Genomic DNA, 23,520 nt, shown 5'->3' with positions numbered 1-23,520 from the left:
TTTCGGCCGGTTTACGGCCTGCGCTACAACCTGAACCGCGCGTCGCGCCGTCGTCGCGGGCGGCGTCCATCGCCGATGTCGATTCCGCTTCCGTCCGTTCGTCGCAATGGATGAGGGCTTCACCTCGTTACGGAGATCACCCATGAGCAACACCGTTCGCCTGCTGCGCGTCTTCACCGCCCCGCCGGAGCGCGTCTACCGCGCCTTCCTCGACCCCGCCGCCCTGTGCAAGTGGCTGCCGCCGGACGGCTTCACCTGCACCGTGCACGAGCTGGAAGCCAAAGTCGGCGGCCGCTACCGCATGAGCTTCACCAATTTCGGCAGCGGCGACAGCCACAGCTTCGGCGGCACCTACCTGGAGCTGATGCCCGGCGAGCGCATCGTCCACGACGACCGCTTCGACGACCCCAACCTGCCCGGCACCATGGTCACCACCATCACCTTCCGCGCCGTGTCCTGCGGTACCGAAGTGCAGGTCGTGCAGGAAGGCATTCCGGACGTGATCCCGGCCGACCAGTGCCACCTGGGCTGGCAGGAATCGCTGACCCTGCTCGAACGCCTGGTCGAACCGACGATTCCGGGCTGAGCCCGAGCCGTCTGTCTGTAGGAGCGGCGTAAGCCGCGACCGCGACACCGGGCCTGCGGCGTAACTTGCGCCGCGGGCTGAAATCCCGCGGTCGCGGCTTGCGTCGCGTCTACCCTCGGCAGCGCCGCGGTTGTCGTGTCCCAAACGACGACGGCCCGCGAATGCGGGCCGTCGTGGCGAACGATGGACCGGCGGCGACGCTCAGAGCATCGGCAACTTCAGCCCCTGCTCCCTGGCGCAGGCCTGGGCGATCTCGTACCCGGCATCGGCATGGCGCATGACCCCGGTGCCGGGGTCGTTCCACAGCACCCGGGCGATGCGCTTGTCGGCTTCTTCGCTGCCGTCGCAGACGATGACCACCCCGGAGTGTTGCGAATAGCCCATGCCGACGCCGCCGCCGTGGTGCAGCGAGACCCAGGTCGCGCCGCCGGCGACGTTGAGCATGGCGTTGAGCAAGGGCCAGTCGCTCACCGCGTCGCTGCCGTCGCGCATCGCCTCGGTCTCGCGGTTCGGCGAAGCCACCGAGCCGCTGTCGAGGTGGTCGCGGCCGATCACCACCGGCGCCTTCAGCTCGCCGTTGCGCACCATTTCGTTGAACGCCAGGCCGAGCTTGTGGCGCAGGCCCAGGCCGACCCAGCAGATGCGCGCCGGCAGGCCCTGGAAGCTGATCCGCTCGCGCGCCATGTCCAGCCAACGATGCAGGTGCGGATCGTCGGCGATGATTTGCTTGACCTTCGCGTCGGTCTTGTAGATGTCGTCCGGATCTCCGCTGAGCGCGACCCAGCGGAACGGGCCGACGCCGCGGCAGAACAACGGGCGCACATAGGCCGGAACGAAACCCGGGAAATCGAAGGCGTTGGCGCAGCCTTCGTCCTTGGCCATCTGGCGGATGTTGTTGCCGTAGTCCACGGTCGGAATGCCTCGGGCGTGGAAGGCCAGCATGGCTTCGACGTGCACGCGCATCGACTTCTTGGCTTCGTCGCGGACTCGGGCCGGGTCGCTGCTCTGCGCTTCCAGCCACTGCTCCACGGTCCAGCCGATCGGCAGGTAGCCGTGCACCGGATCGTGCGCCGAGGTCTGGTCGGTGACGCAGTCCGGACGCACGCCGCGGCGGACCAGCTCGGGCAGGATCTCCGCAGCGTTGCCGAGCAGGGCGATCGACTTGGCCTCGCCGGCGGCGGTGTACTTGGCGATCCGCGCCAACGCGTCGTCGAGGTCGTGGGCCTGCTCGTCGACGTAGCGGGTGCGCAGGCGGAAGTCGATGCTGGTCTGGCGGCACTCGATGGTCAGCGAGCTGGCGCCGGCCAGGGAGGCGGCCAGCGGCTGCGCGCCGCCCATGCCGCCGAGGCCGGCGGTCAGGATCCACTTGCCCTTGAGGTCGCCGCCGTAGTGCTGGCGGCCCATCTCGACGAAGGTCTCGTAAGTGCCCTGGACGATGCCCTGCGAGCCGATGTAGATCCACGAGCCGGCCGTCATCTGGCCGTACATCATCAGGCCTTTTTTATCGAGCTCGTTGAAGTGCTCCCAGTTGGCCCAATGCGGCACCAGGTTGGAGTTGGCCAACAGCACGCGCGGCGCGTCGGCGTGGGTCGGGAACACGCCGACCGGCTTGCCGGACTGGATCAGCAGGGTCTCGTTGTCTTCCAGCTCGCGCAGCGACTTGAGGATGGCGTCGAAGCTCTCCCAGTCGCGCGCGGCGCGGCCGATGCCGCCGTAGACCACCAGCGCGGCCGGATTCTCGGCCACCTCGGGGTCGAGGTTGTTCTGGATCATGCGGAAGGCGGCTTCGCTGAGCCAGGACTTGCAGCTCTTTTCGCTGCCGCGCGGCGCGCGGACGACACGGGAGGGATCGAGGCGGGTGCCTGCGGACATGACGAGGTTCCGGCGGGTGGGATGGCGAAATTATCGCGCCGCGTTGCGCGCGCCCGCCAGCGCCGGCGCCGCCGCACCGGCCCGTACAGGCGGGAAAACGGGGCGAATTTGCCCTTCCCGGCCGCCGATGTATACGCTGTATACATGAGCGCCGCCGCCACCGCCGACCGGATCCTGCGTGCCGCCCGCACGCTGTTCGAACGCGGCGGTGCGCAGGCGGTGACCATGCGCCGCATCGGCGATGCGGTCGGCATCACCCCGATGGCGATCTACCGCCATTTCCGCAACCGCGAAGCCTTGCTGCAACGCATCTGCGACGACAGCTTCGAGCAGATCGCGCGCCACTGGAGCGCGCGCAGCGCCGGCGGCGACGTGATCGCGCGCCTGCTCGCGACCCAACGCATCTACCTCGACTACGCCCTGGCCCATCCGCATCTGTTCGATCACGCCTTCTCGATGCGGCGCGAGCGCGCCCGGCGATTCCCCGAGGATTTCCGCGCGCGCCTGTCGCCGACCTTGAACGTGGTCGCCGACCTGGTCGCCGAAGCGCAACGCGCGGGGCGACTGCGCGAGGGCGACGCCTGGGATCTGGCGATGACGTTGTGGGGGCACACCCACGGGTTGATCGCGCTGTACCGCGCCGGCCGCTTCAGCTACGGCGAAGCGGAGTTCCGCGCCTTCTACGACGCCTCGCTCGATCGCCTGCTGCACGGCCTGTTGGCCGGCTGAGCCGGGCGCGGATCGCGGCCGCCGCACCGGCGTCTGGTCCGGCGACCGGCGCTTGCGTCTCGACAGTCCGGCACGATAGTCCGCTGTCGGGCACAGCCTGCGCGGCGGGGCTTGGCGATAATCCACCCCCTCCCCACCGTCCGGATCCGCGCCATGCGCTTACGCCGTCGCCTCGCCGCACTGACCGCCACCCTGCTCGTCGCCGCCGCCGCGCAAGCCGCGCCGCCCAGCGCCAAGCCCTCGTCGCTGCGCGTCTACGCCATGGACTGCGGCCGCATCGAACTGCAGAACATGGACATGTTCTCCGACGCCGGCGAGTACGCCGGCCAGCCCGGCACCATGGCCGCGCCCTGCTTCCTGATCGTGCATCCCAAAGGCCGGCTGCTATGGGACACCGGCCTGGGCGACGCGATCGCGGCCAAGCCCGGTGGCGTGTTGCTGGAAGGCATGGGCATCCGCTTCACGGTCGAACGCACCCTGGCCGCGCAATTGGCCGAACTCGGACTGAGTCCGTCCGACATCGACTACGTCGCCCTGTCGCACCTGCATGCCGATCACAGCGGCAATCTCGGCCTGTTCCCCAAGGCGACCTGGGTGCTCAACCGCACCGAGCTGGAATGGGCCTCGGCCACGCCGACACCGATCGGCGTCGACCCCAAGCTGTTCGCCGGCTGGCGCCAGGCCAAACTGCGCGACGGCAACGACGACGACGATCTGTTCGGCGACGGCAGCGTGCGCATCCTGCGCACGCCCGGCCACACGCCCGGCCACCGCGTGCTGATGCTGCGCCTGGCCCACTTCGGCCCGTTGGTACTGTCCGGCGACCTCTGGCATACCCGAGCCAACTACCAGCGGTCGCGGGTGCCGGCGTTCAATCACAACCGCGCCGACACCATGGCCTCGTTCGAACGGGTCCAACGCTTGCTCGCCACCCATCCGGGCCAGGTGGTCGTGCAGCACGCGCCGGAGGATTTCGCCGCGCTGCCGAAGTTCCCGGCCTATATGGACTGAACCGCGATCGGCGAAGACGGGCTGCCGAAAGTTGGCTGACCTCCTGCACTGACGGGCGGCGCGGGCAGCGGCGAACCTGATCACCGTCCTCAAGCCCATCGCGAGTCCGCCATGCCGTTGCCGTCTTCGCCGTCGTTCCGCCTGCCATGGGCCGTCGCCTTGCTGGGCCTGGCGGCCTGGGCGCCGCTGCGTGCGCAGTCCGCCGAAACGTCCGCCGAGCCTACGCCGAAATTGCCATTGACCTTGCCGGCCACGCTCGAAGCCGGGCGGTTCTACCTGCATCCGCGACTGCACGGCGGGCGCGAACTGCGATTGTTCTCCGACAGCGGCGGCGGACTGCTGTTCACTCACGCCGGCGCCCGCGCACTCGGCGTCGCACCGGAGTCCAGAACCGACAACGCGCCGCCGCAGTTGCTGACCTGGCCTCGATTCGACGCGCGCGCCTGGATTCCGGCACCGCAGAACGTCGAACGCGGCATACCGGTAGCGCCGGCGCCGCCGAATCAACAGCACTCGCTCGGCGACGGCATGATCGGCGCAGCCTGGTTCGGCGGACGCAGCTGGGAATTCGACTATCCGCGCGGCCGCTTGCGCCTGTTGCCCGCCGGTGCCCTACCCCGGGTCGATGCTGCGCACCGGGTCGAGCTGGGCTTCCAGAAGGACGCGCAAGGCCGGCCGACCAACCATTTCGCGCGCATTCCGGTGCGCATCGACGGCGAGGTCCTGCAGCTGCTGTTCGACACCGGCGCCAGTTTGATGCTGACCGAGCAAGGCGCGCGCGAATTGGGCGGCGGCCCCGCCCATCGCGCGGGCAGCTTCATCGCCGCCGGAGTTCTGCAGCGGTGGCACGACCGGCATCCGGACTGGCGGGTGGTCGAACACGGCGATCGCAACGGCAGCGGACGCCTGATCGAGGTGCCGGAGTTGGAAGTCGGCGGCTATCGGGTCGGCCCGGTGTGGTTCGCCGAACGCGCCGACCGCAATTTCCACGAGTACATGTCGCAGTGGATGGACCGACGCATCGACGGCGCGATCGGCGGCAACGCCTTCGCTACCCTGAAGGTCAGCGTCGACTACCCGTCCGCAACGGCGACGTTCGAACGCTGACGCCGGCGCGGGAGCGGAAAAATACGCCCGGCACGAGCCGGGCGTTCGATCGATCCAGAAGGGATCGGAACCGGAACGGTCGCGCGGACGGCGCGGTCGGCGGTGGGTGGGCGCGCTTCAGCGCACCGAAGGATCGAGTTTGCGCAGCGCGCTGGCGACGTCGACCTCGCCGGTGCGCTGCAGGTCGTCGCGATCGTAGCGGCGACCGTACGCGGCGCACTCCTGCTTGGCGCGCGACTGGATACGCGATCCGGTCTGGCGCAGGCAATAGCGATCGTCGGCGCGCGGCTTGGCGGCGGTCTGCGCGTCTTGCTTGGCATCGCGGCCGGCGTGCGCGTCTTGCGCGACGGCGGCGACGTCGGTTGTCGGAGTCTGTGCGGCAGCGGCGAACGCGAACGCGCACAGCGTGGCGGCGAGCATCGCGGATTTCATGGAACGCCTCCTGTGAATGGACAGGGATCGAGCGGTCGCATCCACGATACGCCGGCGCCGCCGCAGCGGCGGCGTAATGGCCATCGCCGTTTAAGGTTCTGTCAGCGTTTCGGGCAGGCCTCGCGGCGGCCGTTCTGGAACGCCATCGCCTCGGCTTCGCTGGCCGGACGCGGGGTCTGCCCGTCGTCGAACAGCACCCGCCAAACGCCGTCCCCGCCGCGATGCCAGACCGACTGGAACGCGCCCAGCGCATAACGCGGCTGCGCGCCCGGCTGCACGCGCTGGTACAGCGCCGGGCCGGTCGACCAGGCCACATCGCGCGCGCCGCCGATGGTCACCCGGGTCGGGTACCAGCGCAGCAAGGTTTGCTTGCCTTCGATCAAGCCGACCCAGCGGCGCGCGATTTGGTCGCGGCCGCGGGTCGGCTGCGGGCTGCCGGCGCCGAACGCCGCCTGCGGGTGCAGGTGTTCGGCGAAAGCCTCGGCATCGTGTTCCGCAACCGAACGGGCGAAGCTCAGCTCGCGCGCCCAAACCGCGCATTCGTCCGCGTCGAGCACCGCCGGCGGCGCCGGAGCCGGCGCGGGCACGGAGGGGGTCTGCGCAGCGGCGACGGCCCACCACGAGGCGGCGGCCAGGCAGACGATGCGGACGGGAGTGCGCATGGACGGGGCTCCGCGGAAGTTGCGGTCACTATCGGCGGCTCGCTGCGGCGGCGCCAGCGACGGAAGTCATGCCGAATCTGGCCGCCCGTCGCGGTCGCGGCCGCCGCCATCGGCCTGCCATCCGGGGCGGCTATCATGCGCCGATGCGTTCGATCTTCTCCGCGGCCTGGGCCGCCCTGCTCCTGTCCGTTCTCGCTGCCTGCACCGCGCCGACGCGCGAGCCGCCGCCCGCCGACACGCCCTTGCTGTTGATCTCGATCGACGGCTTCCGTGCCGGCTACTTCGAACTGGGCCAGACGCCGAACATCGAGCGGCTGGCCGCCGACGGCGTGCGCGCGCAATGGATGACGCCGTCCTATCCGTCGCTGACCTTCCCCAACCACTACACCCTGGTCACCGGCCTGCGCCCCGATCGCCACGGCGTGGTCCACAACAGCATGAGCGACGACGCGCTCGGCCGCTTCCGCGTCGCCGATCGCGACGCAGTCGGCGACACGCGCTGGTGGAACGGCGGCGAGCCGATCTGGATCGGCGCGCAGAAGGCCGGCCTGCGCAGCGCCACCTTGTTCTGGCCGGGCAGCGAAGCGCCGATCCGCGGCCTGCGCCCGAACCGCTGGCGCCCGTTCGACGCTTCGATCGACGAGAACGCGCGGGTCGACGAGGTGCTGGGCTGGCTCGGCGAACCGGCCTCGACCCGGCCGCACGTGGCCACCTTGTACTTCGACGCGCTCGATCACGAAGGCCACGACCATGGCCCGAATTCGCCCGAGGCGCGCGCCGCCCTGGTCCGCATCGACGCGGCGATCGGCCGCCTGCTCGATGGCCTGGCCGCGCGCGGCATGGCGGACCGGACCAACATCGTCCTGGTTTCCGACCACGGCATGGCCGAAGTGGCGCCCGGCCAGCGCATCGCGGTGGAGGACATGATCGCTCCGGACCAGGCGGTGGTGACTTCGGTCGGCCAGTCGATCGGCATCGTCCCGCTGCGCGGCCGCGAAGCCGAAGTCGAGCGTCGCCTGCTCGGCGCGCACCCGAATTACGACTGCTGGCGCAAGGGCGACCTGCCCGCGCGCTGGCACTACGGCCGCCACCCGCGGGTGCCGCCGATCGTGTGCCAGATGCGCGAAGGCTGGGATGCGATCGAAGCCAGCAAGCTGCGCGAATCCCCGAACCCCGGCACGCGCGGCTCGCACGGCTACGACCCGGCGCTGGCGTCGATGCGCGCGATCTTCGTCGCCCACGGTCCGGCGTTCAAACGCGGCGCGACCCTCGCCCCGATCGACAACGTCGATGTCTATCCGCTGCTGGCGCGCCTGATCGGCATCGTGCCGGCACCGAACGACGGCCACATCGCCCCGCTGCTGCCGGCCCTGCGCGAGCCCTGAATCGTTCTTGCGGGTTGCATCGCTTCCTGTAGGAGCGGCGTGAGCCGCGACCCACCGCAACGACCGAAGCAAGCGCAACCGCCGCAGCCCCATCCACCGGGCTGCTTCGTATTGGCGCATCCGCGACTTCGACCGATGGCGTGGTATTTCGCCGCTTCGGTTGTCGCGGCTGACGCCGCTCCTACACAAACCGGACAAGCCGGTTGCCGAACGCGTCGCCCGAGGGCAGGAGCGGCGCGAGCCGCGACCGCGCCGGCGCACGCGCCACGCAAGCTCCGCCCACAGGCCACCCGTCACGCCTCCACGTTCATGTCCGAATCCGGCCAGTCCGCAGCCTGTGCCGGTGCTAGGCTGCCTCGTATGGACGCCACCCCCACTCCCGCGCCGGCCGCTTCCCTGCCGCATTGGCGCGTCTGCGAACAGGCTCGGTTGAGCCGCGATCCGCGCTTCGACGGCCTGTTCTTCACCGCCGTCACCAGCACCCGCATCTATTGCCGGCCGGTGTGTCCGGCGCCCGCGGCCAAGCGCGAGAACGTGGTCTATTTCGGCCACGCCGCGGCGGCCGAGGCCGCCGGCTTCCGCCCTTGCCTGCGTTGCCGGCCGGAATTGTCGCCCGGCGAAGGCGCGTGGCGGCGCGGCGATGCCGCCGTCGCACGCGCGCTGAAGCTGATCGATCAAGGGCTTCTGGCCGAACAGCCGTTGGCCGAATTGGCCGCGCGCGTCGGCGTGGGCGAGCGGCAATTACGCCGCCTGTTCGTCGACCGCCTCGGCGCGCCGCCGATCGGCGTGCACGGCACCCACCGGCTGCTGTTCGCCAAGCAATTGCTGACCGAGACGCGCCTGCCGATCACCGAAGTCGCGATGGCCGCCGGCTTCGGCAGCCTGCGCCGCTTCAATGCGACTTTCCAGGAGGCCTATCGGATGGCGCCGCGCGAGTTGCGCCGGCGGCCGAACGAAAGCGTCGACGCCGGCGGCGGCGAAACCTTGAGTCTGCGCTTGGGTTATCGGCCGCCGTACGACTTCGCGGCGATGCTCGATTTCCTGCGCGGCCGCGCCCTGCCCGGAGTCGAACTGGTCGACGAGCACAGCTACAGCCGGGTGATCGGCCCGATCGAAGCGCCGGGCTGGCTGCGGGTCAGCGCATGGCCGTCGCGCAGGGGCGAGGCCGAACACGCACTGCGCCTGGAACTGCATGGGCCGGCACCGGCGCGGCTGCTGGACATCACCAATCGCTTGCGGCGGATGTTCGATCTGGACGCCGACCCGAACGCGATCGGCGCCGCCTTGTCGGTCGACCCGCGCCTGAAGGCCTTGGTCGACCGCCGGCCGGGCCTGCGCCTGCCCAGCGGTTGGGACGGCTTCGAGATCGCGGTGCGCGCGATCCTGGGCCAGCAGGTCAGCGTCGCCGCCGCGCGCACCCTGGCCTCGCGTCTGGCGCAGCGCTACGGCCAGCCGCTGCCGAAGCCGTTTGCGCCGGGACTGGAGCATCTGTTCCCGACTGCGGACGCCTTGGCCGACGCCGACCTGGTTTCGATCGGCCTGACCCGCGCCCGCGCCGACACCGTGCGCACGGTCGCCCGCGCCCTGCTCGATGGCCGGGTCGACTTCCGCGCCGAACGCACGCTCGACGATTTCGTCGCACGCTGGGTCGCCCTGCCGGGCATCGGCCCGTGGACCGCGCACTACATCGCCCTGCGCGCGCTCGGCCATCCCGACGCTTTTCCCGCCGACGACCTGGTGCTGCAGAAGGCGGTGCCGGAAGACGGCGTGCGCCTCAGCGCCAAAGCGCTCAACGCCCGCGCCGAAGCCTGGCGGCCGTGGCGCGCCTACGCCGTGATCCAGGTCTGGCGCGACAGCATGCCGGTACCGGCGGCCAAGCCCGCCGCGGCGGCGACCCCGGCCCCCAAGCGCCGCCGGGTCGCCGGCGGCCGCGCCGAAACCGCGCGCAACGAAGGCGCGGCGGCATGATCACCTATCAAAGCATCGACAGCCCGGTCGGCGAACTGCTGCTCGCCAGCGCCGCCGACGGCCTGCGCCTGATCGAATTCGAACGTCCCTGGCATCCGTACAAGCGCGGCGACGACTGGCGCGAGGGCGACGACGAAGTCCTGCAGCGCACGCGCAGCCAGCTTGGCGACTACTTCGCCGGCCGCCTGCGCGAATTCGACCTGCCGCTGGCGCCGCACGGCACGCCGTTCCAATTGCAGTGTTGGCGCACGCTCGCGCAGATTCGCTGGGGCGAGACCTGGAGCTATGCGCAGATGGCCCAGCGCATCGGCCGTCCGACCGCGACCCGCGCGGTCGGCGCCGCCAACGGCCGCAATCCGCTGCCGATCGTGCTGCCCTGCCATCGCGTGATCGGCTCCGACGGCAGCCTTACCGGCTTCGGCGGCGGCCTGCCGACCAAGCAGTTCCTGCTGACCCTGGAAGGCGCGTTGCCGGCGCAGGAAGCGGTGCCGATCGGGGATTTGTTCGCGCCACATTGAGGGGCGCGTACGCGCAAGCCAAGTCCCCCTCGAAGGCGGAGCGACGGCACGCTCCCTGCCCCTGTTTTTCCAAGGGTGCAACGCTTTGGGTGGGGCCCGCAGGCGCCAACGCCGGCTTCGCGCCGATGCGCTGCCGTCGGTGTTTGTTCTGAAGCCGTTGCTATTGCTGTCGCCGTCTCAACCCGCCATCAACCGCCGCATCGCATCCGCATACCCCGCGGCGATCTCATCGCGCTTGTGGTGCCGTCCGCCGGACACGACGACCTCGCCGCCGACCTCGACCGTGTCGATGGCATTGCGGTTGCCGCTGAACAGCCAACGATCGATGCAGTCCTCGTCGCTGGCGCCGGCCAGGATCGGCGCATTCGCGTCCAATGTCAGACGGTCGCCGGCCAAGGCTTCGGCGCTGAAACCGGTCGAAGCCGGAGCGCTGGCGACCACGCCGCGCAGCAGGGCTTCGCCGACGCTGGCCGCATGCGCCTCGTCGCCGCGGCCGACGGCGATATTGCGCCGGCGGGTGATCAGGCGCTGGCCGTACTCCAGCCAACGCAGCTCTTCGACCGGAGACACCGAGATATGCGAATCCGAGCCCACGCCCCAGGCACCGCCGGCATCGAGGTAGTCGCGCAGCGGGAACAGGCCGTCGCCGAGGTTGGCCTCGGTGGTGGTGCAGATCGCCACGGTCGCGCCGCTGGCGGCGATGCCGCGCACTTCATCCTCGTCGAGGTGAGTGGCATGGACCAGGGTCCAACGTTCATCGACCTCGGTGTTGCCGAGCAGCCAGCGCACCGGGCGCGCGCCGCGCGCAGCCACGCAGTCGTCGACTTCGGCGGTCTGTTCGGCGATATGGATATGCACGCGGCTGTCGGCGGGGATCGCCGCCAGCACCTCGCGCATCGGCCCCGCCGGCACCGCGCGCAGGCTGTGCAGGCAACAGCCGACGCGCAGCATCGCATCGCTGTCGGCGCGCAGGGTGTCGAGCAGGCGCAGGTAGGCGTCGACTTCATGGCCGAAACGGCGCTGGCGCTCGCCGAGCGGGCGCTCGTCGAAACCGCCGGTCATGTACAGCACCGGCAGCAAGGTCATGCGGATGCCGGTTTCGCGTGCCGCGGCGATCAGCGCCCGCGACATCGCCGCCGGATCGGCATAAGAGCGGCCGTCGGGCGCATGGTGCAGATAATGGAATTCGCACACGCTGGTGTAACCCGCTTCGAGCATTTCCGCGTACAGCTGGCTGGCGACCGCGTGCAGTGTTTCGGGGGTGAAACGGGCGGCGAAGCGGTACATCGTCTCGCGCCAGGTCCAGAAGCTGTCGGCCGGGTCGGTCTGGCGCTCGGCCATGCCGGCCATGGCGCGCTGGAACGCGTGCGAATGCAGGTTGGCGATGCCGGGCACGCGGCGGCGCGCGTGCGTACCGGCAGGTACGGCGACGCGCTGCCAGCCGTCGGGGGTCCAGGTGGCGCAGGAGTCGGAGGTCGTCATCCGGCCATTCTCGCCTGCGCGCGCCCGCGACGCGACCGCCGGCCGGGTCACGACCGGCGCCAGCGGCTAAAATCCCGCCATGACCGCCATGTCCTCCCGCTCCGACGGCCCCCTGTACGACGGCCTCGTACTCGGCGCCACCCTGGCCACCCTCGACGGCGACCGCGGCTACGGCGAGATCGCCGACGCCGCGCTGGCCTGGCGCGACGGCCGCCTGGCCTATGTCGGCGCGCGCTCCGACCTGCCCGGCGCACCGCAGGACCTGGCCGCCAAGGTCGTCCAGGCCGGCGGCTGGATCACCCCGGGCCTGGTCGACTGCCACACCCATCTGGTCTTCGCCGGCGACCGTGCGCGCGAGTTCGAGTTGCGCCTGCAGGGCGCCAGCTACGAAGACATCGCCCGCGCCGGCGGCGGCATCGTCTCCAGCGTGCGCGCCACCCGCGAAGCCAGCGGCGCCGAGCTGTTGCGTCAGTCGCTGCCGCGCGCACGCGCCCTGCTCGGCGACGGCGCCACCACCCTGGAAATCAAGTCCGGCTACGGCCTGGACTTGGAGAACGAGCGCAAGATGCTGCGTACCGCGCGGGCCATCGGCCGCGAGCTCGGCATCCACGTGCGCACCACCTATCTGGCCGCGCACGCGCTGCCGCCGGAGTACGCCGGCCGCAGCGACGACTACATCGACGCGGTCTGCGCCTGGATGCCGCGCCTGCACGAAGAAGGCCTGATCGATGCGGTGGACGCGTTCTGCGAAGGCATCGGCTTCTCGCCGGCGCAGACCCGGCGCGTGTTCGAGACCGCGCGCGCGCTCGGCCTGCCGGTCAAGCTGCATGCCGACCAGCTCAGCGATCTCGGCGGCGGCGCCCTCGCCGCAGCGTTCGACGGGCTCTCCGCCGACCATGTCGAACACACCTCGCTGGACAGCGTGCGGGCGATGGCCGAACACGGCACCGTCGCGGTATTGCTGCCGGGCGCGTTCCATGTATTGCGCGAAACCAAGCTACCGCCGCTGGACGCGTTCCGCGAGCACGGCGTGGCGATGGCGGTAGCCACCGACTGCAATCCCGGCACCTCGCCGCTGCTGTCGTTGCGCCAGGCCATGCAACTGGCCTGCAGCCACTTCCGCCTGACCCCGGAGGAAGCCCTGCGCGGCGCCACCGTGCACGCCGCGCGCGCATTGGGTTGCGCCGATCGCGGCGTGCTGCGGGTCGGCGCGCAGGCCGATTTCGTGCAATGGGACATCGGCCACCCGGCCGAGCTGTGCTACTGGCTCGGCGGCCGGCTGGCGCGGCGTGTCTACGCCGCGGGCGTGCTGGTCGAAGGCAGCGCGGCCTGAGCGCCGCCCCAGCCGGGGCGGGAACGATGCAAACCGCGACCGCAAACCGGCACCGGCCGCGCCGGCATCCGACCGCCGCCGGCGCCGTTTCCCCGGCGCCGGTACAAAGCGCCTTTGCGTGCGCTGCGCCGCCGCAAACTGCGCGCATCGCTTGTTGTACCCTCAGCCCTCCTGCGCGCCGCCGCGCGCTCAAACCGGAGGTCGTGTGCGGATCGCAGCTCTCGCCTTAGCCCTTGCCCTGTCGTGGTCGGCCGCATCGGCCGACGAACCCTTGAGCGCCGGCCAACGCTTCGCCCAGGATGCGACCATCGTCGATACCCATATCGACGCGCCCAGCCTGTTGCTGCGCAACTGGGCCGATCTCGGCGTGGACACGCCCAAGGTCGAATTCGACTACCCGCGCGCGCGCCAGGGCGGCCTGGACGTGGCCTTCATGTCGATCTACACCTCGCCCGGCGAAGACCGCGCCGGCAGCGCCACCCAGACCGCGCACACCCAGATCGACGCGGTCGAGGCGATGATCGGCCGCCATCCGGAGCGGTTCGCCCTGCTGCGTTCGCCGGCCGACTTCGAGCGCCTGCACGCGCGCGGCCAGCGTGTGCTGCTCGCGCTGGGCATGGAGAACGGCGCGCCGATCGGCGACGACCTGGCGCGGCTGGCCCAGTTCCATGCCCGCGGCGTGCGCTACATCACCCTCGCCCACAGCGAGGACAACCGCATCAGCGATTCCTCCTACAGCCGCAAGCGTACCTGGCAGGGGCTGAGCCCGTTCGGCGAGAAAGTCGTCGACGAAATGAACCGGCTCGGCATCATGGTCGACGTCTCGCACCTGTCCGACGACGCGGTGCGCGACGTGCTCGCGCGAAGCAAGGCGCCGGTGATCGCCAGCCATTCCGGGCTGCGCCATTTCACGCCCGGTTTCGAGCGCAACCTCAGCGACGAGCTCGCCAAGGCGGTCGCGGCCAAGGGCGGCGTGGTCCAGATCGTGTTCGGCAACGCCTTCGTCGACCCGGCCTCGGCCGCCGACACCCAGGCCTACTTCGTCGACAACGCCAAGTTCGAGCGCGAACAGGCCGCTGCGCGCGAACGCGGCGAAGCGGTGCGCAGCCAGGCCGATTTCGACGCCGCTTGGGAGAAAGCGCACCCGCCGCGCAAAGTACCGATCGATGCGGTGCTGAATCAGATCGACTACGCGGTGAAACTGCTCGGCGCCGACCACGTCGGCATCGGCTCGGATTTCGACGGCGTATCCGGCGCGCTGCCGGACGGCCTCACGTCGGTCGCCGATTACCCGAACCTGATCGAAGGCCTGAAGCGGCGCGGCCATTCCGACGACACCGTGCGCAAGATCCTCGGCGACAACCTGCTGCGGGTATGGCGCGCGGTCGAGGCTCAGGCGGTGCGTCGATGAGCGCTTCCGCGACCGGTCCGGCGTTCGAGCTGCTCCAGGCCAACCCCGGCGGTTCGCCCGACGGTCACCTGCGCTTGCTGGACGAACACGGCGAGGAATTCCTGGAGCCGTTCGACCTGGTCCAGACCCTGGCCGAAGTATTGGCCGAGTCCGGCCATCGCGCGCACGCCTACGACAACGGCTGGATCGAGATCGGCGACGACGGTCTGTTCGCGTTTCCCCAACTGGCCGAATTCACCGAGCTCGACAACGGCGTCATCCGTACCGCCAGCACCATCCAGTGCCACCACCCGCGCTGCTTCCCGCTCGGCCTGTTCGAGTACCAGCACGCCACCGGCGAAGGCTTCGACGATGCCGTACGGCGCGGGTTCGGCCAATGGGCACGCACCGACCTGATCGCCCTGCTCGACGCGACGCGGGTCGAACCCGAAGCCTGCATGAGCATGCGCCTGGACTTCGACGGCGAGGACGGGTCGAAAGCACGGTCGCGGCGCGTCGTGTTCGGACCGGTGGCGCACTTCGGCCAGGCCCCGGCCGAACAGGCCGCAAACCCGGACCCGGACGAGGACGCGGAAGCTTGCGAACACGGCTTCTGCCCCTGCTGTCTGTTCACCCAATCGCTGGACGCGTTCCGTCCGCTGCTGCAGGCCGAGGGCGTGTTCGCGCTGCGTCTGTTCGCCTCGCGCGATCACCACGACGGCGAATGCCAGGCCGATTGCCGGGTCAACGGCGAAGATTGGGCGCCGGGGCTGGCCAGCCTGCAAGCCTATGCCGCGACCTGGCCGAGCACGGCCGGACAGGGGCTGGAATTCCGCAAGCAGTACGTGATCGTGCAGGACGCGCCGGACTGAGCCCGCGGCGGCGCCAACCGAAGCGAGTTGCGGCGCCGGCCCGCCGTCGCCGCAACTCGCGCGCCGCATAGCGAAGGCAAGCCCAACCGGCACCCAGGGGAATCCTCCCGAATCCCTAATCGCGAATCCCTAATCCCTAATCCCGAATCCCGAATCCCGAATCCCGAATCGCGAATCCCCGTCCCGCAAAAAAGCAAAGCCCGGCGCAGGCCGGGCTTTGCTTTTGTCATCGTGCAGGCGCTGATCAGAAGCTGGCGCGGACACCGATGGTGTACTGCTTGGCGTGCTCGCCGAACTCGGCTTCGCCGACGATGCCCCAGGTCTGGTTGAACTTGACCAGGGCGCCGACGGTGCCGCTGAACTCGCTGTCGTACATGTCGCCGTCGGTGTAGTTCAGCTTGGCCCAGCCTTCGAAGTTCTTGGCCAGGTTGCCGCGCAGACCGACCGAACCGCGGAAGTCGTCGCCGTCGATCTCGTCGGACAGCACGTTCGAGTCCAGCTCGGTGCGGATGTAGCTCAGCTCGCCGACCCAGTCGACGCGCTCGGACAGAGTGTGGTGGTAGCCCACGCCGATCTTGAACTGGTCGGCATCGACGTCGATGTCGCCCAGGTCGACGTTGTTGAAGCGCACGCCGACGTTGTTGTCTTCGCCCTTGCGGTAGCTGCCGAACGCGTAGAACGGCGCTTCGCCGAACGCGATCGAACCGTCGATGTAGCCGCCGTCGGCCTTCGGATCCTGCACGCGCAGGCCCGGGGTCAGGCTGCGCACTTCGTACTGCTGCACCGAATAACCGGCTTCGATGTGGGTGTAGCTCAGACCTTCCGCAGCGGCGGCGGTCGACGCCAGGGCCAGGGCCAGGCCCAGCGCGAGTTGCTTCTTCATAAATCCCCTTGTTCCTTGATTGGCGATGAAGTTCCCATCCTCGGGAACGGCGCGCATCTTAATGAAAAAATTACATCCTGTCTGCCGGCATCGCGCCGCCCGCCGACAAAACCGTGCGACAAAACAAAAGCCCCGCGGAGGCGGGGCTTCGGTTCGAACCTGCGGGCCTGGAGGCCGGCTTATTCCTTGGTGGCCTTCTTCGCCACGACCTTCTTGGCCGGCGCCTTGACCGCGCTCTTGGCGGTCTTCTTGGCGGCCGGCGCCGCGGCCGAGCCGGTGGCCTTGGTCACGGCCTTGCTGCGGGCGTTGCCGTAGCTGGAGTTGTAGCGCTTGCCCTTGGCGGTCTTGCGGTCGCCCTTACCCATGGTCGTGCTCCTAAATTAAGACGTTGTGCGTTGAATCGATTGGTTCGAATGGTGTCCGCGCTGGCGACAGGCGCAGCCACCGGGCAGGTCCGCAGGACCGGTGCCGGCGCCGCACGGCGCGCGCGAGGCTGCGAAGCCTAGCATAAGCGTCGGTTCCAGGCCCGCGGCGGGGCTCAATGAGCGCAGTGGGCGTCGTGGACGTGAACGTGGTTCAGGCGCAAATTGGCCAGATGGGCCAGCCCGACCAGGGTGCCGCCGAGGGTCATCACCACCGCATGCGGCAACAGCGAATGGTGCAGCGGCGGATACAGCAGGCCCAGCCACAGCACCAGCACGCCCGGCAGCAGCAGGACCAGCGCGCGCACGGCACGGTGGCGGCGATAGCCCCAGGCGACGCTGAAACTGCCGAGCAAGGTGGCGAAGATCACGAACGCCAGCTCGAAGCGGCCGTCGAACCAGCCGGCCACGCCGAGCGAGGGCAGCAGCGCGATCGCCAGCGGCAGCAGCGCGCAGTGCACCGCGCACAGCAGGGAGCCGAAGGCGCCGATGCGGTCGATCAGGCTGCGGGGACGCAGGTCGGGCATGGATGACGGTTTGTTAATGATGACTTCTGGGAGGGGGACATCGCGACTTGGTTATAATATAACATTACGACCTATCGCTCCCAACACTTTACCTGAACCCATGCCCCGACGTCCCCTGCCGCGGCTGCTGCCGCTAGCCCTGGCCCTGCAACTGGCTGTTCCATTCATCGCTCAGGCCCAGGAGGCCGGCACCGTGCCGGCCGATCGCCACCCGCCCACCGACCTCAACGCGATCGAGGTCAAGGCCACGCCCTTGCCTGGCACCGCGGAAGACCTGACTCGCCCGGTCGATGTGCTGGCCGGCGAACAGCTCGACCGCGCCAAGGCCAACTCGCTCGGCGAGACCGTGGCCAAGCTGCCCGGCGTGCAGAGCTCCTACTTCGGCCCCGGCGTCGGCCGGCCGATCGTGCGCGGTTTCGACGGCGCCCGAGTCCAGGTGCTCAGCGACGGCCTCGGCTCCGGCGACGTGTCCACGGTCAGCGTCGATCATGCCGTCAGCATCGAACCCTTCCTCGCCGACCAGATCGAGGTGCTAAAGGGCCCGGCCACCCTGCTCTACGGCAGCGGCGCGATCGGCGGCGCGGTCAACGTCATCGACGGCCGCATTCCCGAGCGCGCCACCGAGCAGCCGCTGCAAGGCCGCGCCGAACTGCGCGGCGGCACGGTCAACGACGAAAAGACCGGCATGGTCCGCCTCGACGGCACCTCGGCCTCCGGCCATGTCGTGTTCCACTTCGACGCCCTGCACCGCGAAACCGGCGACTACGACATCCCCGGCTATGCCGAGAGCGCGGCCCATCGCGCCGAAGCCGGCGAAGTCGCCGACCCGGCCGACCGCGGCGTGCTGCGCAACAGCGCCGTGCGCACCGACGCCGGCGCGCTCGGCATTTCCTGGGTCGGCGAACGCGGCTTCCTCGGCGCCAGCTACAGCCTGTTCAACACCCGCTACGGCGTGCCGGGCCACGAACACGAGCACGGCGACGACGGCCACGATCACGGCGACGAAGCCGAGGGCGAGGAAGGCGCGGTCCGGATCGAAATGGACCAGCGCCGCACCGAAGTGCGCGGCGGCCTCAACGAGGTCGGTCCGTTCGCCTCGATCCGGGCCAAAGTGGCCCGCACCGAGTACACCCATACCGAATACGAAGGCGCCGCCGTCGGCACCGTGTTCGACAACACCAGCACCGAGGGCCGGCTGGAACTGGTGCATCGCCCCTGGGGCGGCTGGAACGGCGCGTTCGGCCTGCAGTTGGCCAAGCGCGACTTCCGCGCGATCGGCGACGAAGCCTTCGTGCCGCCGTCGCAGTCGCGCGACGGCGGCCTGTTCTGGATCGGCGAACGCGAGTTCGGCCCGGTCAAGCTGGAGCTGGGCGCGCGCCACGACCGCAACAAGATCGACGTCGACGAGGGCGCGATCGGACCGGACCGCGATTTCGATACCACCAGCCTGTCGGCTTCGGCGCGCTGGAATCTGAGCGAGGACTTCCACCTGTCGTTCGGCCTGGACCGCGCGCAGCGTTCGCCGACCGCCGAAGAGCTGTACTCCAACGGCTTGCACGTGGCCACCGCGAGCATCGAACTGGGCAGTCCGAACCTGGACGTGGAGACCGCCAACCGCGCCGAGCTCGGTCTGCACTGGCACAACGGCCCGCTCAAGCTGAGCGCTTCGCTGTACCACGTGCGCTACAACGACTTCATTTACCTGGCCGACACCGGCGTGGAAGAGCACGACGGTCCGGTGCGGCTGTGGACCCAGGGCGATGCGCGCTTCAGCGGCGCCGAAGCCGAGGCCGACTGGACCTTCCTCGACAACGACACCGGCACCTGGGGCCTGCGTGTGTTCGGCGACGTGGTGCGCGGCAAGCTCGACGGCCGCGGCACGCGCGAGGTCGCGTTCGCGGTGCCGCATGGCGATCACAGCCACGACTACACCGCCGACCTGGCGCAGAGCGGCAACCTGCCGCGCATCGCGCCGTGGCGCCTGGGCGGCGAACTGCGCTGGGCGCGCGGCCCGCTGCGCGCTTCGCTGGGTGCGGTGCGTTACGCACGCCAGGACCGGGTCGCCGAGTTCGAAAGCGAAACGCCGGGCTATACCCTGGTCGACGCGCATGTCGCCTGGCACGCCGACACCGCCGCCGGCAACGCCTGGGAAGTGTTCCTCGACGGCAGCAACCTGCTCGACAAGGAAGCGCGCGCGCACACCTCCTTCCTCAAGGACGTGGCGCCCCTGCCCGGCCGCGGGGTCGCGTTCGGCGTGCGCATGTTCTTCTGACGGCCGACAGCGGCACCGGATCGGGCGGCCTGGCGCCGCCCGCATTCGGCTTGCGGGCGGGAGCGCCGGAGCGGCGAAGCGCCGGCCGGCAGGGTTCGCCACCGGCGCGCGCTGCCCACCTGCTCCCAACCCACCGGACGCCGGCGCTCGCCGGCGTTTGCGTCGGCCGCACAAATAGGTGTATATACACACAATGGCCTTTCCTCCGACCGCGCCGAGCGTCTGCACCTGCTTCCGCATGCGCAAGCTGTCGCGGCTGATGAGCCAACGCTACGACCAGGCGCTGGCGCCGGCCGGGCTCAATCTCAATCAATATTCGATCCTGCGCCGCACCGGCGGCCAAGGGCGCCCGCTGGGCGAAATCGCGCGCGAACTCGGCATGGACCGCAGCACCCTGAGCCGCGATCTCAAGCCGCTGGTCGAGGCCGGCTGGATCGAATCGGTGCCCGGCGATGACGCGCGCCAACGCCGCCTGCGCCTGACCGCGTCCGGCCGCCGCACCATCGAACGCGCGCAACCGCTGTGGCGCATGGCTCAGGACGAAATCGACCGCGGCCTCGGCGCCGACGGCGTCGCCGCCCTGCACGCGCAGTTGGACCGCGCGATCGCGCAGTTGCAGGGCGACGCCCCATGAACGCCGCCGGCGCCGCGCCTGCCTCGCTTCCCGCCTGCCGTCATCCTCGCGAAAGCGGGGGCCAAGCTTTCGCCGCGACATCGCTCCGCGTCCTGCGGACGCCCGATCGGTCGCCGGTCTCCTTCCCCGCCGTTCGTCAGCGAGCGTCCGCATGAACCCCGCGCCCTCCGCCAAACCCGCGTCCTACTGGCCGCTGCTGCTCGCCGCCACCGCGATGCTGATGATCACCATGGGCATCCGCCAATCGCAGGGGCTGCTGGTCAAACCGATCGGCCACAGCACCGGCCTGGGCATCGCCGAAATCAGCTTCGCGCTGGCGATCGGCCAGTTCGTCTGGGGTGCGGTGCAACCGGTGTTCGGCGCCCTCGCCGATCAGCGCGGCCCCGGCCGGGTGCTGGTGTTCGGCGGCGTGCTGCTGATCGCCGGCATGGGCCTGACTCCGTTCGTGTCCTCGCAATGGGGCCTGCTGATGACGCTGGGCGTGCTCGGCGCGGCCGGCGCGGGCGCGGGCAGTTTCTCGATCCTGATCGGCGCGACCGCGCAACGGATTCCGGCGGAAAAGCGCTCGCTGGCCTCGGGCGTGATCAACGCCGGCGGTTCGATGGGCCAGTTCGTGTTCGCGCCGCTGGTGCAAGCGGTGATCGCGGCGGCCGGCTGGATGGCGGCGATGTGGACCCTGGCCGCGGCCGCGGTGGCGACGCTACCGCTGGCCTGGCCGCTGCGCCGGCGCGAATCGCCCGCAGCGGTGGCCGGTGCGACGAACGCGGCGCCCGCGGGCATCGGCTTGCGCGAGCAGTTGCGCATCGCGGTACGCGAGCCGAGCTACTGGATGCTGCATGTGGGCTTTTTCACCTGCGGCTTCCACATCGCCTTCCTGGTCACCCACCTGCCCGGCGAAATCGCGCTGTGCGGACTGTCGGACAACGTTTCGGCGATGGCGTTGGGCCTGATCGGCCTGTTCAACGTCGCCGGCAGCCTCGCCGCCGGCTGGCTCGGCCAACGCTTCCGCATGAAGTACCTGCTGGCCGGCATGTACGCCAGCCGCGCGGCGATGATCGCGATCTATCTGGTCTCGCCGCCCACGCCGCTGACCTTCTACCTGTTCGCCGCCGGCCTCGGCGTGACCTGGCTGGCGACGGTGCCGCCGACCGCCGGCCTGGTCGGCAAGCTGTTCGGCCCGCGCTACCTGGGCACGCTGTTCGGCCTCACGTTGCTCTCGCACCAGATCGGCGGCTTCTTCGGCGCCTGGCTCGGCGGCTTGGCGATGGCGAGGTTCGGCGACTACACCTGGATGTGGTACGCCGACATCGTGCTGGCGCTGCTGGCCGCCGCGGCGAACCTGCCGATCCGCGAGAGCCGGCCGGCGCTGGCCGGGTTGGCGGCGGCGAAAGCCTAGCCCTGCGCCGCCTTCGCCTGCACGCAGTCCGCGCACATGCCGTGCACTTCCAGCGTCTGCGCCTGCGGCACGAAGCCCAGTGCGCGCGCCCGGGCTTCGAGCAGATCGACGATGCGCTCGTCTTCCAGTTCGGTCGCCGATTGGCAGCTGTCGCAGATCAGGAACGGCACCGCGTGCTGGGCGCCGCCCGGGTGATGGCAGCCGACGAAGGCGTTGATCGAGGCCAGCTTGTGGATGAAGCCGTGCTCGAGCAGGAAATCCAGCGCGCGATAGATGGTCGGCGGCGCCGCAGCGTCGTGGGTCGCCTTCATCCGGTCGAGCAGGTCGTAGGCCTTCATCGGCCGGCCGGCGTCGGCGATCAGGCGCAGCGCGTGGGCGCGGATCGGAGTCAGCCGCAGGCCGCGCTGCTCGCAGGCCCGCTCGACCTCGTGCACGAAGGCGTCGCCATCGTGGACGTGGTGCTGGGGATCGGTGCAGGCGGTGTGGGTGCTCATGGCGGACTCCGTAGCGCGGCGCGGGCCTGATCGATTCGACCTATGCCGGAATCTTAGTGAGGGCGGCGTCGATACGTTGCAAGGCCTGCTCGCGGCCGGCCAGATAGACCGTATGCGAGATGTCCGGGCTGACCTGAGTGCCGGTGATCGCCACCCGCATCGGCTGGGCGATCTTGCCCATGCCCAGGCCCAAGGCTTCGGCCGTCTCGTGCAGGGCCGCCGCCACGCTCTCCGCGGTCCACGCCGCCAGCGCGGCCAGACGCGTGCGCGCCTCGCTCAGCGGCGCGTGCGCGGCCGCGGTCAGGTGCTTGGCCACCGCCGCCTCGTCGTACTGCCGCAACGGTCCGTACCAGACCGCCGCGCGCTCGGCCATGTCCTTGAGCGTCTGCACGCGGTCGCGCAGCGCGATCACCACGTCGGCCGGCGCCGGGCCGGCGGCCAGGTCGTAGCCCTGCTGGCGCAGATGCCATGCCAGGTGCTTGCCGACCTCGGCCGGATCGTCGTTCTTGAGGTACTGCTGGTTGAGCCAGCCCAGCTTGGCCGCGTCCAGGCGCGAGGCCTTGGAGTTCACGTCCTGGAGCTGGAACAGCCGGGTCATCTCCTCGATGGAGAAGATTTCCTGGTCGCCGTGCGACCACCCCAGGCGGACCAGGTAGTTCAACAGCGCATGCGGCAGATAGCCGGCGTCGCGGTACTGCATCACGTCGGCCGCGCCGGTGCGCTTGGACAGCTTGTTGCCCTCCTCGTCGAGGATCATCGGCAAATGCGAGAAATGCGGCACCGGCGCGCCCAGCGCCCGGTAGATGTTGATCTGGCGCGGCGTGTTGTTGACATGGTCGTCGCCGCGCACCACATCGGTGATGCCCATGTCCCAGTCGTCGACGACCACGGCGAAGTTGTAGGTCGGATAGCCGTCGGCGCGGAAGATCACCAGATCGTCGAGCTCGCTGTTGGCGATCTCGATCCGGCCCTTGACCTTGTCGTCGAACGCGACCGTGCCCTCGAGCGGGTTCTTGAACCGGATCACCCGGTTCGGGTCGTCGCGATAGGGCTCGTTGCGGTCGCGGTAGGCGCCGCTGTAGCGCGGCTTCTCCTTCGCCGCCATCGCCGCGTCGCGCGCAGCGGCGAGTTCCTCCTTGGTCTCGTAGGCGTAATAGGCGGTGCCGGCGGCGACCATCTGCTCGGCGACCTCGCGGTAACGCGCCAGGCGGTGGGTCTGGTAGATGGGGCCCTCGTCGTAGTCCAGGCCCAGCCAGTCCATCGCCTCCAGGATCGCATCGATCGCGGCCTGGGTGCTGCGCTCCTGGTCGGTGTCCTCGATGCGCAGGATGAACTGCCCGCCCGCGCGGCGCGCTTCCAGCCAGCAGTACAGCGCGGTGCGCGCGCCGCCGATGTGCAGGTAGCCGGTGGGACTGGGGGCGAAGCGGGTGCGGGTCATGCGGGGCTCGGGCGGATCCGGGAAGACCGGCTATTTTAGCGGATGGACGCGGCCGGGGCCGTCGGGCCGCCGGAACCGGCCCTGGGAGGTCCGCGGCCATGCCGGTG

Annotated in this window: 22 protein-coding genes; 13 read left to right on the top strand and 9 right to left on the bottom strand. The window is 70.0% G+C overall.

What is annotated here, in order from left to right:
* Positions 1-142: 142 nt before the first annotated feature.
* The gene (locus V2J18_RS06280) at positions 143-586 is read left to right on the top strand and encodes an SRPBCC family protein (RefSeq protein WP_336131326.1); all 444 of its coding nucleotides are present in this window, start codon (positions 143-145) and stop codon (positions 584-586) included.
* A 201-nt stretch (positions 587-787) separates the two neighbouring features.
* Here V2J18_RS06280 and hutU read toward each other — a convergent pair whose 3' ends face one another.
* Positions 788-2,458 carry a urocanate hydratase gene (gene hutU / locus V2J18_RS06275; protein WP_064746126.1) on the bottom strand — a complete coding sequence of 557 codons (1,671 nt, stop codon included), beginning with the start codon at positions 2,456-2,458 and terminating at the stop codon, positions 788-790.
* Between the two features lie 144 nt (positions 2,459-2,602).
* On the opposite strand from hutU, the gene V2J18_RS06270 reads away from it, so the two are divergent.
* The 3 genes from V2J18_RS06270 (at position 2,603) to V2J18_RS06260 (ending at position 5,305) form a co-directional block, all read left to right on the top strand.
* Entirely contained in the window at positions 2,603-3,187 is a 585-nt protein-coding gene (locus tag V2J18_RS06270; RefSeq protein ID WP_064746127.1) for a TetR/AcrR family transcriptional regulator, read from the top strand.
* 153 nt (positions 3,188-3,340) lie between these two features.
* Positions 3,341-4,198 (top strand): N-acyl homoserine lactonase family protein, encoded by an 858-nt coding sequence (locus V2J18_RS06265; protein WP_064746128.1) that lies wholly within the window; start codon positions 3,341-3,343, stop codon positions 4,196-4,198.
* Positions 4,199-4,309: 111 nt separating this feature from the next.
* A complete protein-coding gene (locus V2J18_RS06260; protein WP_336131325.1) occupies positions 4,310-5,305 on the top strand; it encodes a hypothetical protein in 996 nt (331 codons plus the stop codon).
* Between the two features lie 117 nt (positions 5,306-5,422).
* Here the strand turns inward: V2J18_RS06260 and V2J18_RS06255 are convergent, their stop codons facing one another.
* Positions 5,423-5,737, bottom strand: coding sequence for a hypothetical protein (locus V2J18_RS06255; protein ID WP_336131324.1), 315 nt, complete (start codon positions 5,735-5,737; stop codon positions 5,423-5,425).
* Positions 5,738-5,838: 101 nt separating this feature from the next.
* Positions 5,839-6,399: a YybH family protein gene (locus tag V2J18_RS06250; RefSeq protein WP_336131323.1), complete on the bottom strand. Its 561-nt coding sequence runs from the start codon at positions 6,397-6,399 to the stop codon at positions 5,839-5,841.
* 143 nt (positions 6,400-6,542) lie between these two features.
* Here V2J18_RS06250 and V2J18_RS06245 point away from each other — a divergent pair, with 143 nt between their 5' ends.
* From V2J18_RS06245 to V2J18_RS06235, 3 genes are all read left to right on the top strand, one after another.
* Positions 6,543-7,784 (top strand): alkaline phosphatase family protein, encoded by a 1,242-nt coding sequence (locus V2J18_RS06245; RefSeq protein WP_336131322.1) that lies wholly within the window; start codon positions 6,543-6,545, stop codon positions 7,782-7,784.
* A 360-nt stretch (positions 7,785-8,144) separates the two neighbouring features.
* Positions 8,145-9,752 (top strand): DNA-3-methyladenine glycosylase 2 family protein, encoded by a 1,608-nt coding sequence (locus V2J18_RS06240; RefSeq protein WP_079247976.1) that lies wholly within the window; start codon positions 8,145-8,147, stop codon positions 9,750-9,752.
* Positions 9,749-10,270: a methylated-DNA--[protein]-cysteine S-methyltransferase gene (locus V2J18_RS06235; RefSeq protein WP_064746131.1), complete on the top strand. Its 522-nt coding sequence runs from the start codon at positions 9,749-9,751 to the stop codon at positions 10,268-10,270. The genes V2J18_RS06240 and V2J18_RS06235 overlap by 4 nt, the downstream gene beginning before the upstream one ends.
* Before the next feature lie 177 nt (positions 10,271-10,447).
* Here V2J18_RS06235 and V2J18_RS06230 read toward each other — a convergent pair whose 3' ends face one another.
* Entirely contained in the window at positions 10,448-11,752 is a 1,305-nt protein-coding gene (locus V2J18_RS06230) for a formimidoylglutamate deiminase (RefSeq protein ID WP_336131321.1), read from the bottom strand.
* 79 nt (positions 11,753-11,831) lie between these two features.
* Here V2J18_RS06230 and hutI point away from each other — a divergent pair, with 79 nt between their 5' ends.
* The 3 genes from hutI to V2J18_RS06215 all read left to right on the top strand — a co-directional run bounded on the left by hutI (position 11,832) and on the right by V2J18_RS06215 (position 15,347).
* On the top strand, positions 11,832-13,085 hold the full coding sequence (gene hutI, locus V2J18_RS06225; RefSeq protein WP_261369974.1) for an imidazolonepropionase: 1,254 nt from the start codon (positions 11,832-11,834) through the stop codon (positions 13,083-13,085).
* A gap of 271 nt (positions 13,086-13,356) precedes the next feature.
* On the top strand, positions 13,357-14,496 hold the full coding sequence (locus V2J18_RS06220; RefSeq protein WP_336131320.1) for a dipeptidase: 1,140 nt from the start codon (positions 13,357-13,359) through the stop codon (positions 14,494-14,496).
* Complete coding sequence (locus V2J18_RS06215) at positions 14,493-15,347, top strand: DUF6348 family protein (RefSeq protein WP_336131319.1); 855 nt, start codon at positions 14,493-14,495, stop codon at positions 15,345-15,347. The genes V2J18_RS06220 and V2J18_RS06215 overlap by 4 nt, the downstream gene beginning before the upstream one ends.
* A 244-nt stretch (positions 15,348-15,591) precedes the next feature.
* On the opposite strand, the gene V2J18_RS06210 is transcribed toward V2J18_RS06215, so the two are convergent.
* The 3 genes from V2J18_RS06210 to V2J18_RS06200 form a co-directional block, all read right to left on the bottom strand.
* Positions 15,592-16,230 carry an autotransporter outer membrane beta-barrel domain-containing protein gene (locus tag V2J18_RS06210; RefSeq protein ID WP_064746135.1) on the bottom strand — a complete coding sequence of 213 codons (639 nt, stop codon included), beginning with the start codon at positions 16,228-16,230 and terminating at the stop codon, positions 15,592-15,594.
* Between the two features lie 179 nt (positions 16,231-16,409).
* The gene (locus V2J18_RS06205) at positions 16,410-16,595 is read right to left on the bottom strand and encodes a 30S ribosomal protein THX (protein WP_064746136.1); all 186 of its coding nucleotides are present in this window, start codon (positions 16,593-16,595) and stop codon (positions 16,410-16,412) included.
* A 173-nt stretch (positions 16,596-16,768) separates the two neighbouring features.
* Entirely contained in the window at positions 16,769-17,179 is a 411-nt protein-coding gene (locus V2J18_RS06200) for a MerC domain-containing protein (protein ID WP_064746137.1), read from the bottom strand.
* A gap of 100 nt (positions 17,180-17,279) precedes the next feature.
* Between V2J18_RS06200 and V2J18_RS06195 the strand changes: the two genes are divergently transcribed.
* The 3 genes from V2J18_RS06195 (at position 17,280) to V2J18_RS06185 (ending at position 21,481) form a co-directional block, all read left to right on the top strand.
* Positions 17,280-19,451 (top strand): TonB-dependent receptor, encoded by a 2,172-nt coding sequence (locus tag V2J18_RS06195; RefSeq protein WP_336131318.1) that lies wholly within the window; start codon positions 17,280-17,282, stop codon positions 19,449-19,451.
* Between the two features lie 193 nt (positions 19,452-19,644).
* Positions 19,645-20,085 (top strand): MarR family winged helix-turn-helix transcriptional regulator, encoded by a 441-nt coding sequence (locus V2J18_RS06190; protein WP_064746139.1) that lies wholly within the window; start codon positions 19,645-19,647, stop codon positions 20,083-20,085.
* A gap of 151 nt (positions 20,086-20,236) precedes the next feature.
* The gene (locus V2J18_RS06185) at positions 20,237-21,481 is read left to right on the top strand and encodes an MFS transporter (protein WP_064746140.1); all 1,245 of its coding nucleotides are present in this window, start codon (positions 20,237-20,239) and stop codon (positions 21,479-21,481) included.
* On the opposite strand, the gene V2J18_RS06180 is transcribed toward V2J18_RS06185, so the two are convergent.
* Together V2J18_RS06180 and gltX are read right to left on the bottom strand one after the other, a co-directional pair.
* Positions 21,478-21,975 carry a transcriptional repressor gene (locus V2J18_RS06180; protein WP_064746141.1) on the bottom strand — a complete coding sequence of 166 codons (498 nt, stop codon included), beginning with the start codon at positions 21,973-21,975 and terminating at the stop codon, positions 21,478-21,480. The two genes, V2J18_RS06185 and V2J18_RS06180, sit on opposite strands and share 4 nt — an antisense overlap.
* 40 nt (positions 21,976-22,015) lie before the next feature.
* A complete protein-coding gene (gene gltX, locus V2J18_RS06175) occupies positions 22,016-23,413 on the bottom strand; it encodes a glutamate--tRNA ligase (RefSeq protein ID WP_064746142.1) in 1,398 nt (465 codons plus the stop codon).
* Between the last annotated feature and the right edge of the window lie 107 nt (positions 23,414-23,520).

The organism is Lysobacter firmicutimachus (assembly GCF_037027445.1).
Lineage (GTDB): Bacteria > Pseudomonadota > Gammaproteobacteria > Xanthomonadales > Xanthomonadaceae > Lysobacter > Lysobacter firmicutimachus.
Note: the sequence above shows the minus strand (reverse complement) of the source record. Positions and strands in the feature narration are given on the sequence as shown.

What these genes read in the sequence shown, in the direction of transcription:
- V2J18_RS06280 (WP_336131326.1), top strand. Translation starts at nt 143, where the DNA reads ATGAGCAACACCGTTCGCCTGCTGCGCGTCTTCACCGCCCCGCCGGAG.
- hutU (WP_064746126.1), bottom strand. Translation starts at nt 2,458, where the DNA reads ATGTCCGCAGGCACCCGCCTCGATCCCTCCCGTGTCGTCCGCGCGCCG.
- V2J18_RS06270 (WP_064746127.1), top strand. Translation starts at nt 2,603, where the DNA reads ATGAGCGCCGCCGCCACCGCCGACCGGATCCTGCGTGCCGCCCGCACG.
- V2J18_RS06265 (WP_064746128.1), top strand. Translation starts at nt 3,341, where the DNA reads ATGCGCTTACGCCGTCGCCTCGCCGCACTGACCGCCACCCTGCTCGTC.
- V2J18_RS06260 (WP_336131325.1), top strand. Translation starts at nt 4,310, where the DNA reads ATGCCGTTGCCGTCTTCGCCGTCGTTCCGCCTGCCATGGGCCGTCGCC.
- V2J18_RS06255 (WP_336131324.1), bottom strand. Translation starts at nt 5,737, where the DNA reads ATGAAATCCGCGATGCTCGCCGCCACGCTGTGCGCGTTCGCGTTCGCC.
- V2J18_RS06250 (WP_336131323.1), bottom strand. Translation starts at nt 6,399, where the DNA reads ATGCGCACTCCCGTCCGCATCGTCTGCCTGGCCGCCGCCTCGTGGTGG.
- V2J18_RS06245 (WP_336131322.1), top strand. Translation starts at nt 6,543, where the DNA reads ATGCGTTCGATCTTCTCCGCGGCCTGGGCCGCCCTGCTCCTGTCCGTT.
- V2J18_RS06240 (WP_079247976.1), top strand. Translation starts at nt 8,145, where the DNA reads ATGGACGCCACCCCCACTCCCGCGCCGGCCGCTTCCCTGCCGCATTGG.
- V2J18_RS06235 (WP_064746131.1), top strand. Translation starts at nt 9,749, where the DNA reads ATGATCACCTATCAAAGCATCGACAGCCCGGTCGGCGAACTGCTGCTC.
- V2J18_RS06230 (WP_336131321.1), bottom strand. Translation starts at nt 11,752, where the DNA reads ATGACGACCTCCGACTCCTGCGCCACCTGGACCCCCGACGGCTGGCAG.
- hutI (WP_261369974.1), top strand. Translation starts at nt 11,832, where the DNA reads ATGACCGCCATGTCCTCCCGCTCCGACGGCCCCCTGTACGACGGCCTC.
- V2J18_RS06215 (WP_336131319.1), top strand. Translation starts at nt 14,493, where the DNA reads ATGAGCGCTTCCGCGACCGGTCCGGCGTTCGAGCTGCTCCAGGCCAAC.
- V2J18_RS06210 (WP_064746135.1), bottom strand. Translation starts at nt 16,230, where the DNA reads ATGAAGAAGCAACTCGCGCTGGGCCTGGCCCTGGCCCTGGCGTCGACC.
- V2J18_RS06205 (WP_064746136.1), bottom strand. Translation starts at nt 16,595, where the DNA reads ATGGGTAAGGGCGACCGCAAGACCGCCAAGGGCAAGCGCTACAACTCC.
- V2J18_RS06200 (WP_064746137.1), bottom strand. Translation starts at nt 17,179, where the DNA reads ATGCCCGACCTGCGTCCCCGCAGCCTGATCGACCGCATCGGCGCCTTC.
- V2J18_RS06195 (WP_336131318.1), top strand. Translation starts at nt 17,280, where the DNA reads ATGCCCCGACGTCCCCTGCCGCGGCTGCTGCCGCTAGCCCTGGCCCTG.
- V2J18_RS06190 (WP_064746139.1), top strand. Translation starts at nt 19,645, where the DNA reads ATGGCCTTTCCTCCGACCGCGCCGAGCGTCTGCACCTGCTTCCGCATG.
- V2J18_RS06185 (WP_064746140.1), top strand. Translation starts at nt 20,237, where the DNA reads ATGAACCCCGCGCCCTCCGCCAAACCCGCGTCCTACTGGCCGCTGCTG.
- V2J18_RS06180 (WP_064746141.1), bottom strand. Translation starts at nt 21,975, where the DNA reads ATGAGCACCCACACCGCCTGCACCGATCCCCAGCACCACGTCCACGAT.
- gltX (WP_064746142.1), bottom strand. Translation starts at nt 23,413, where the DNA reads ATGACCCGCACCCGCTTCGCCCCCAGTCCCACCGGCTACCTGCACATC.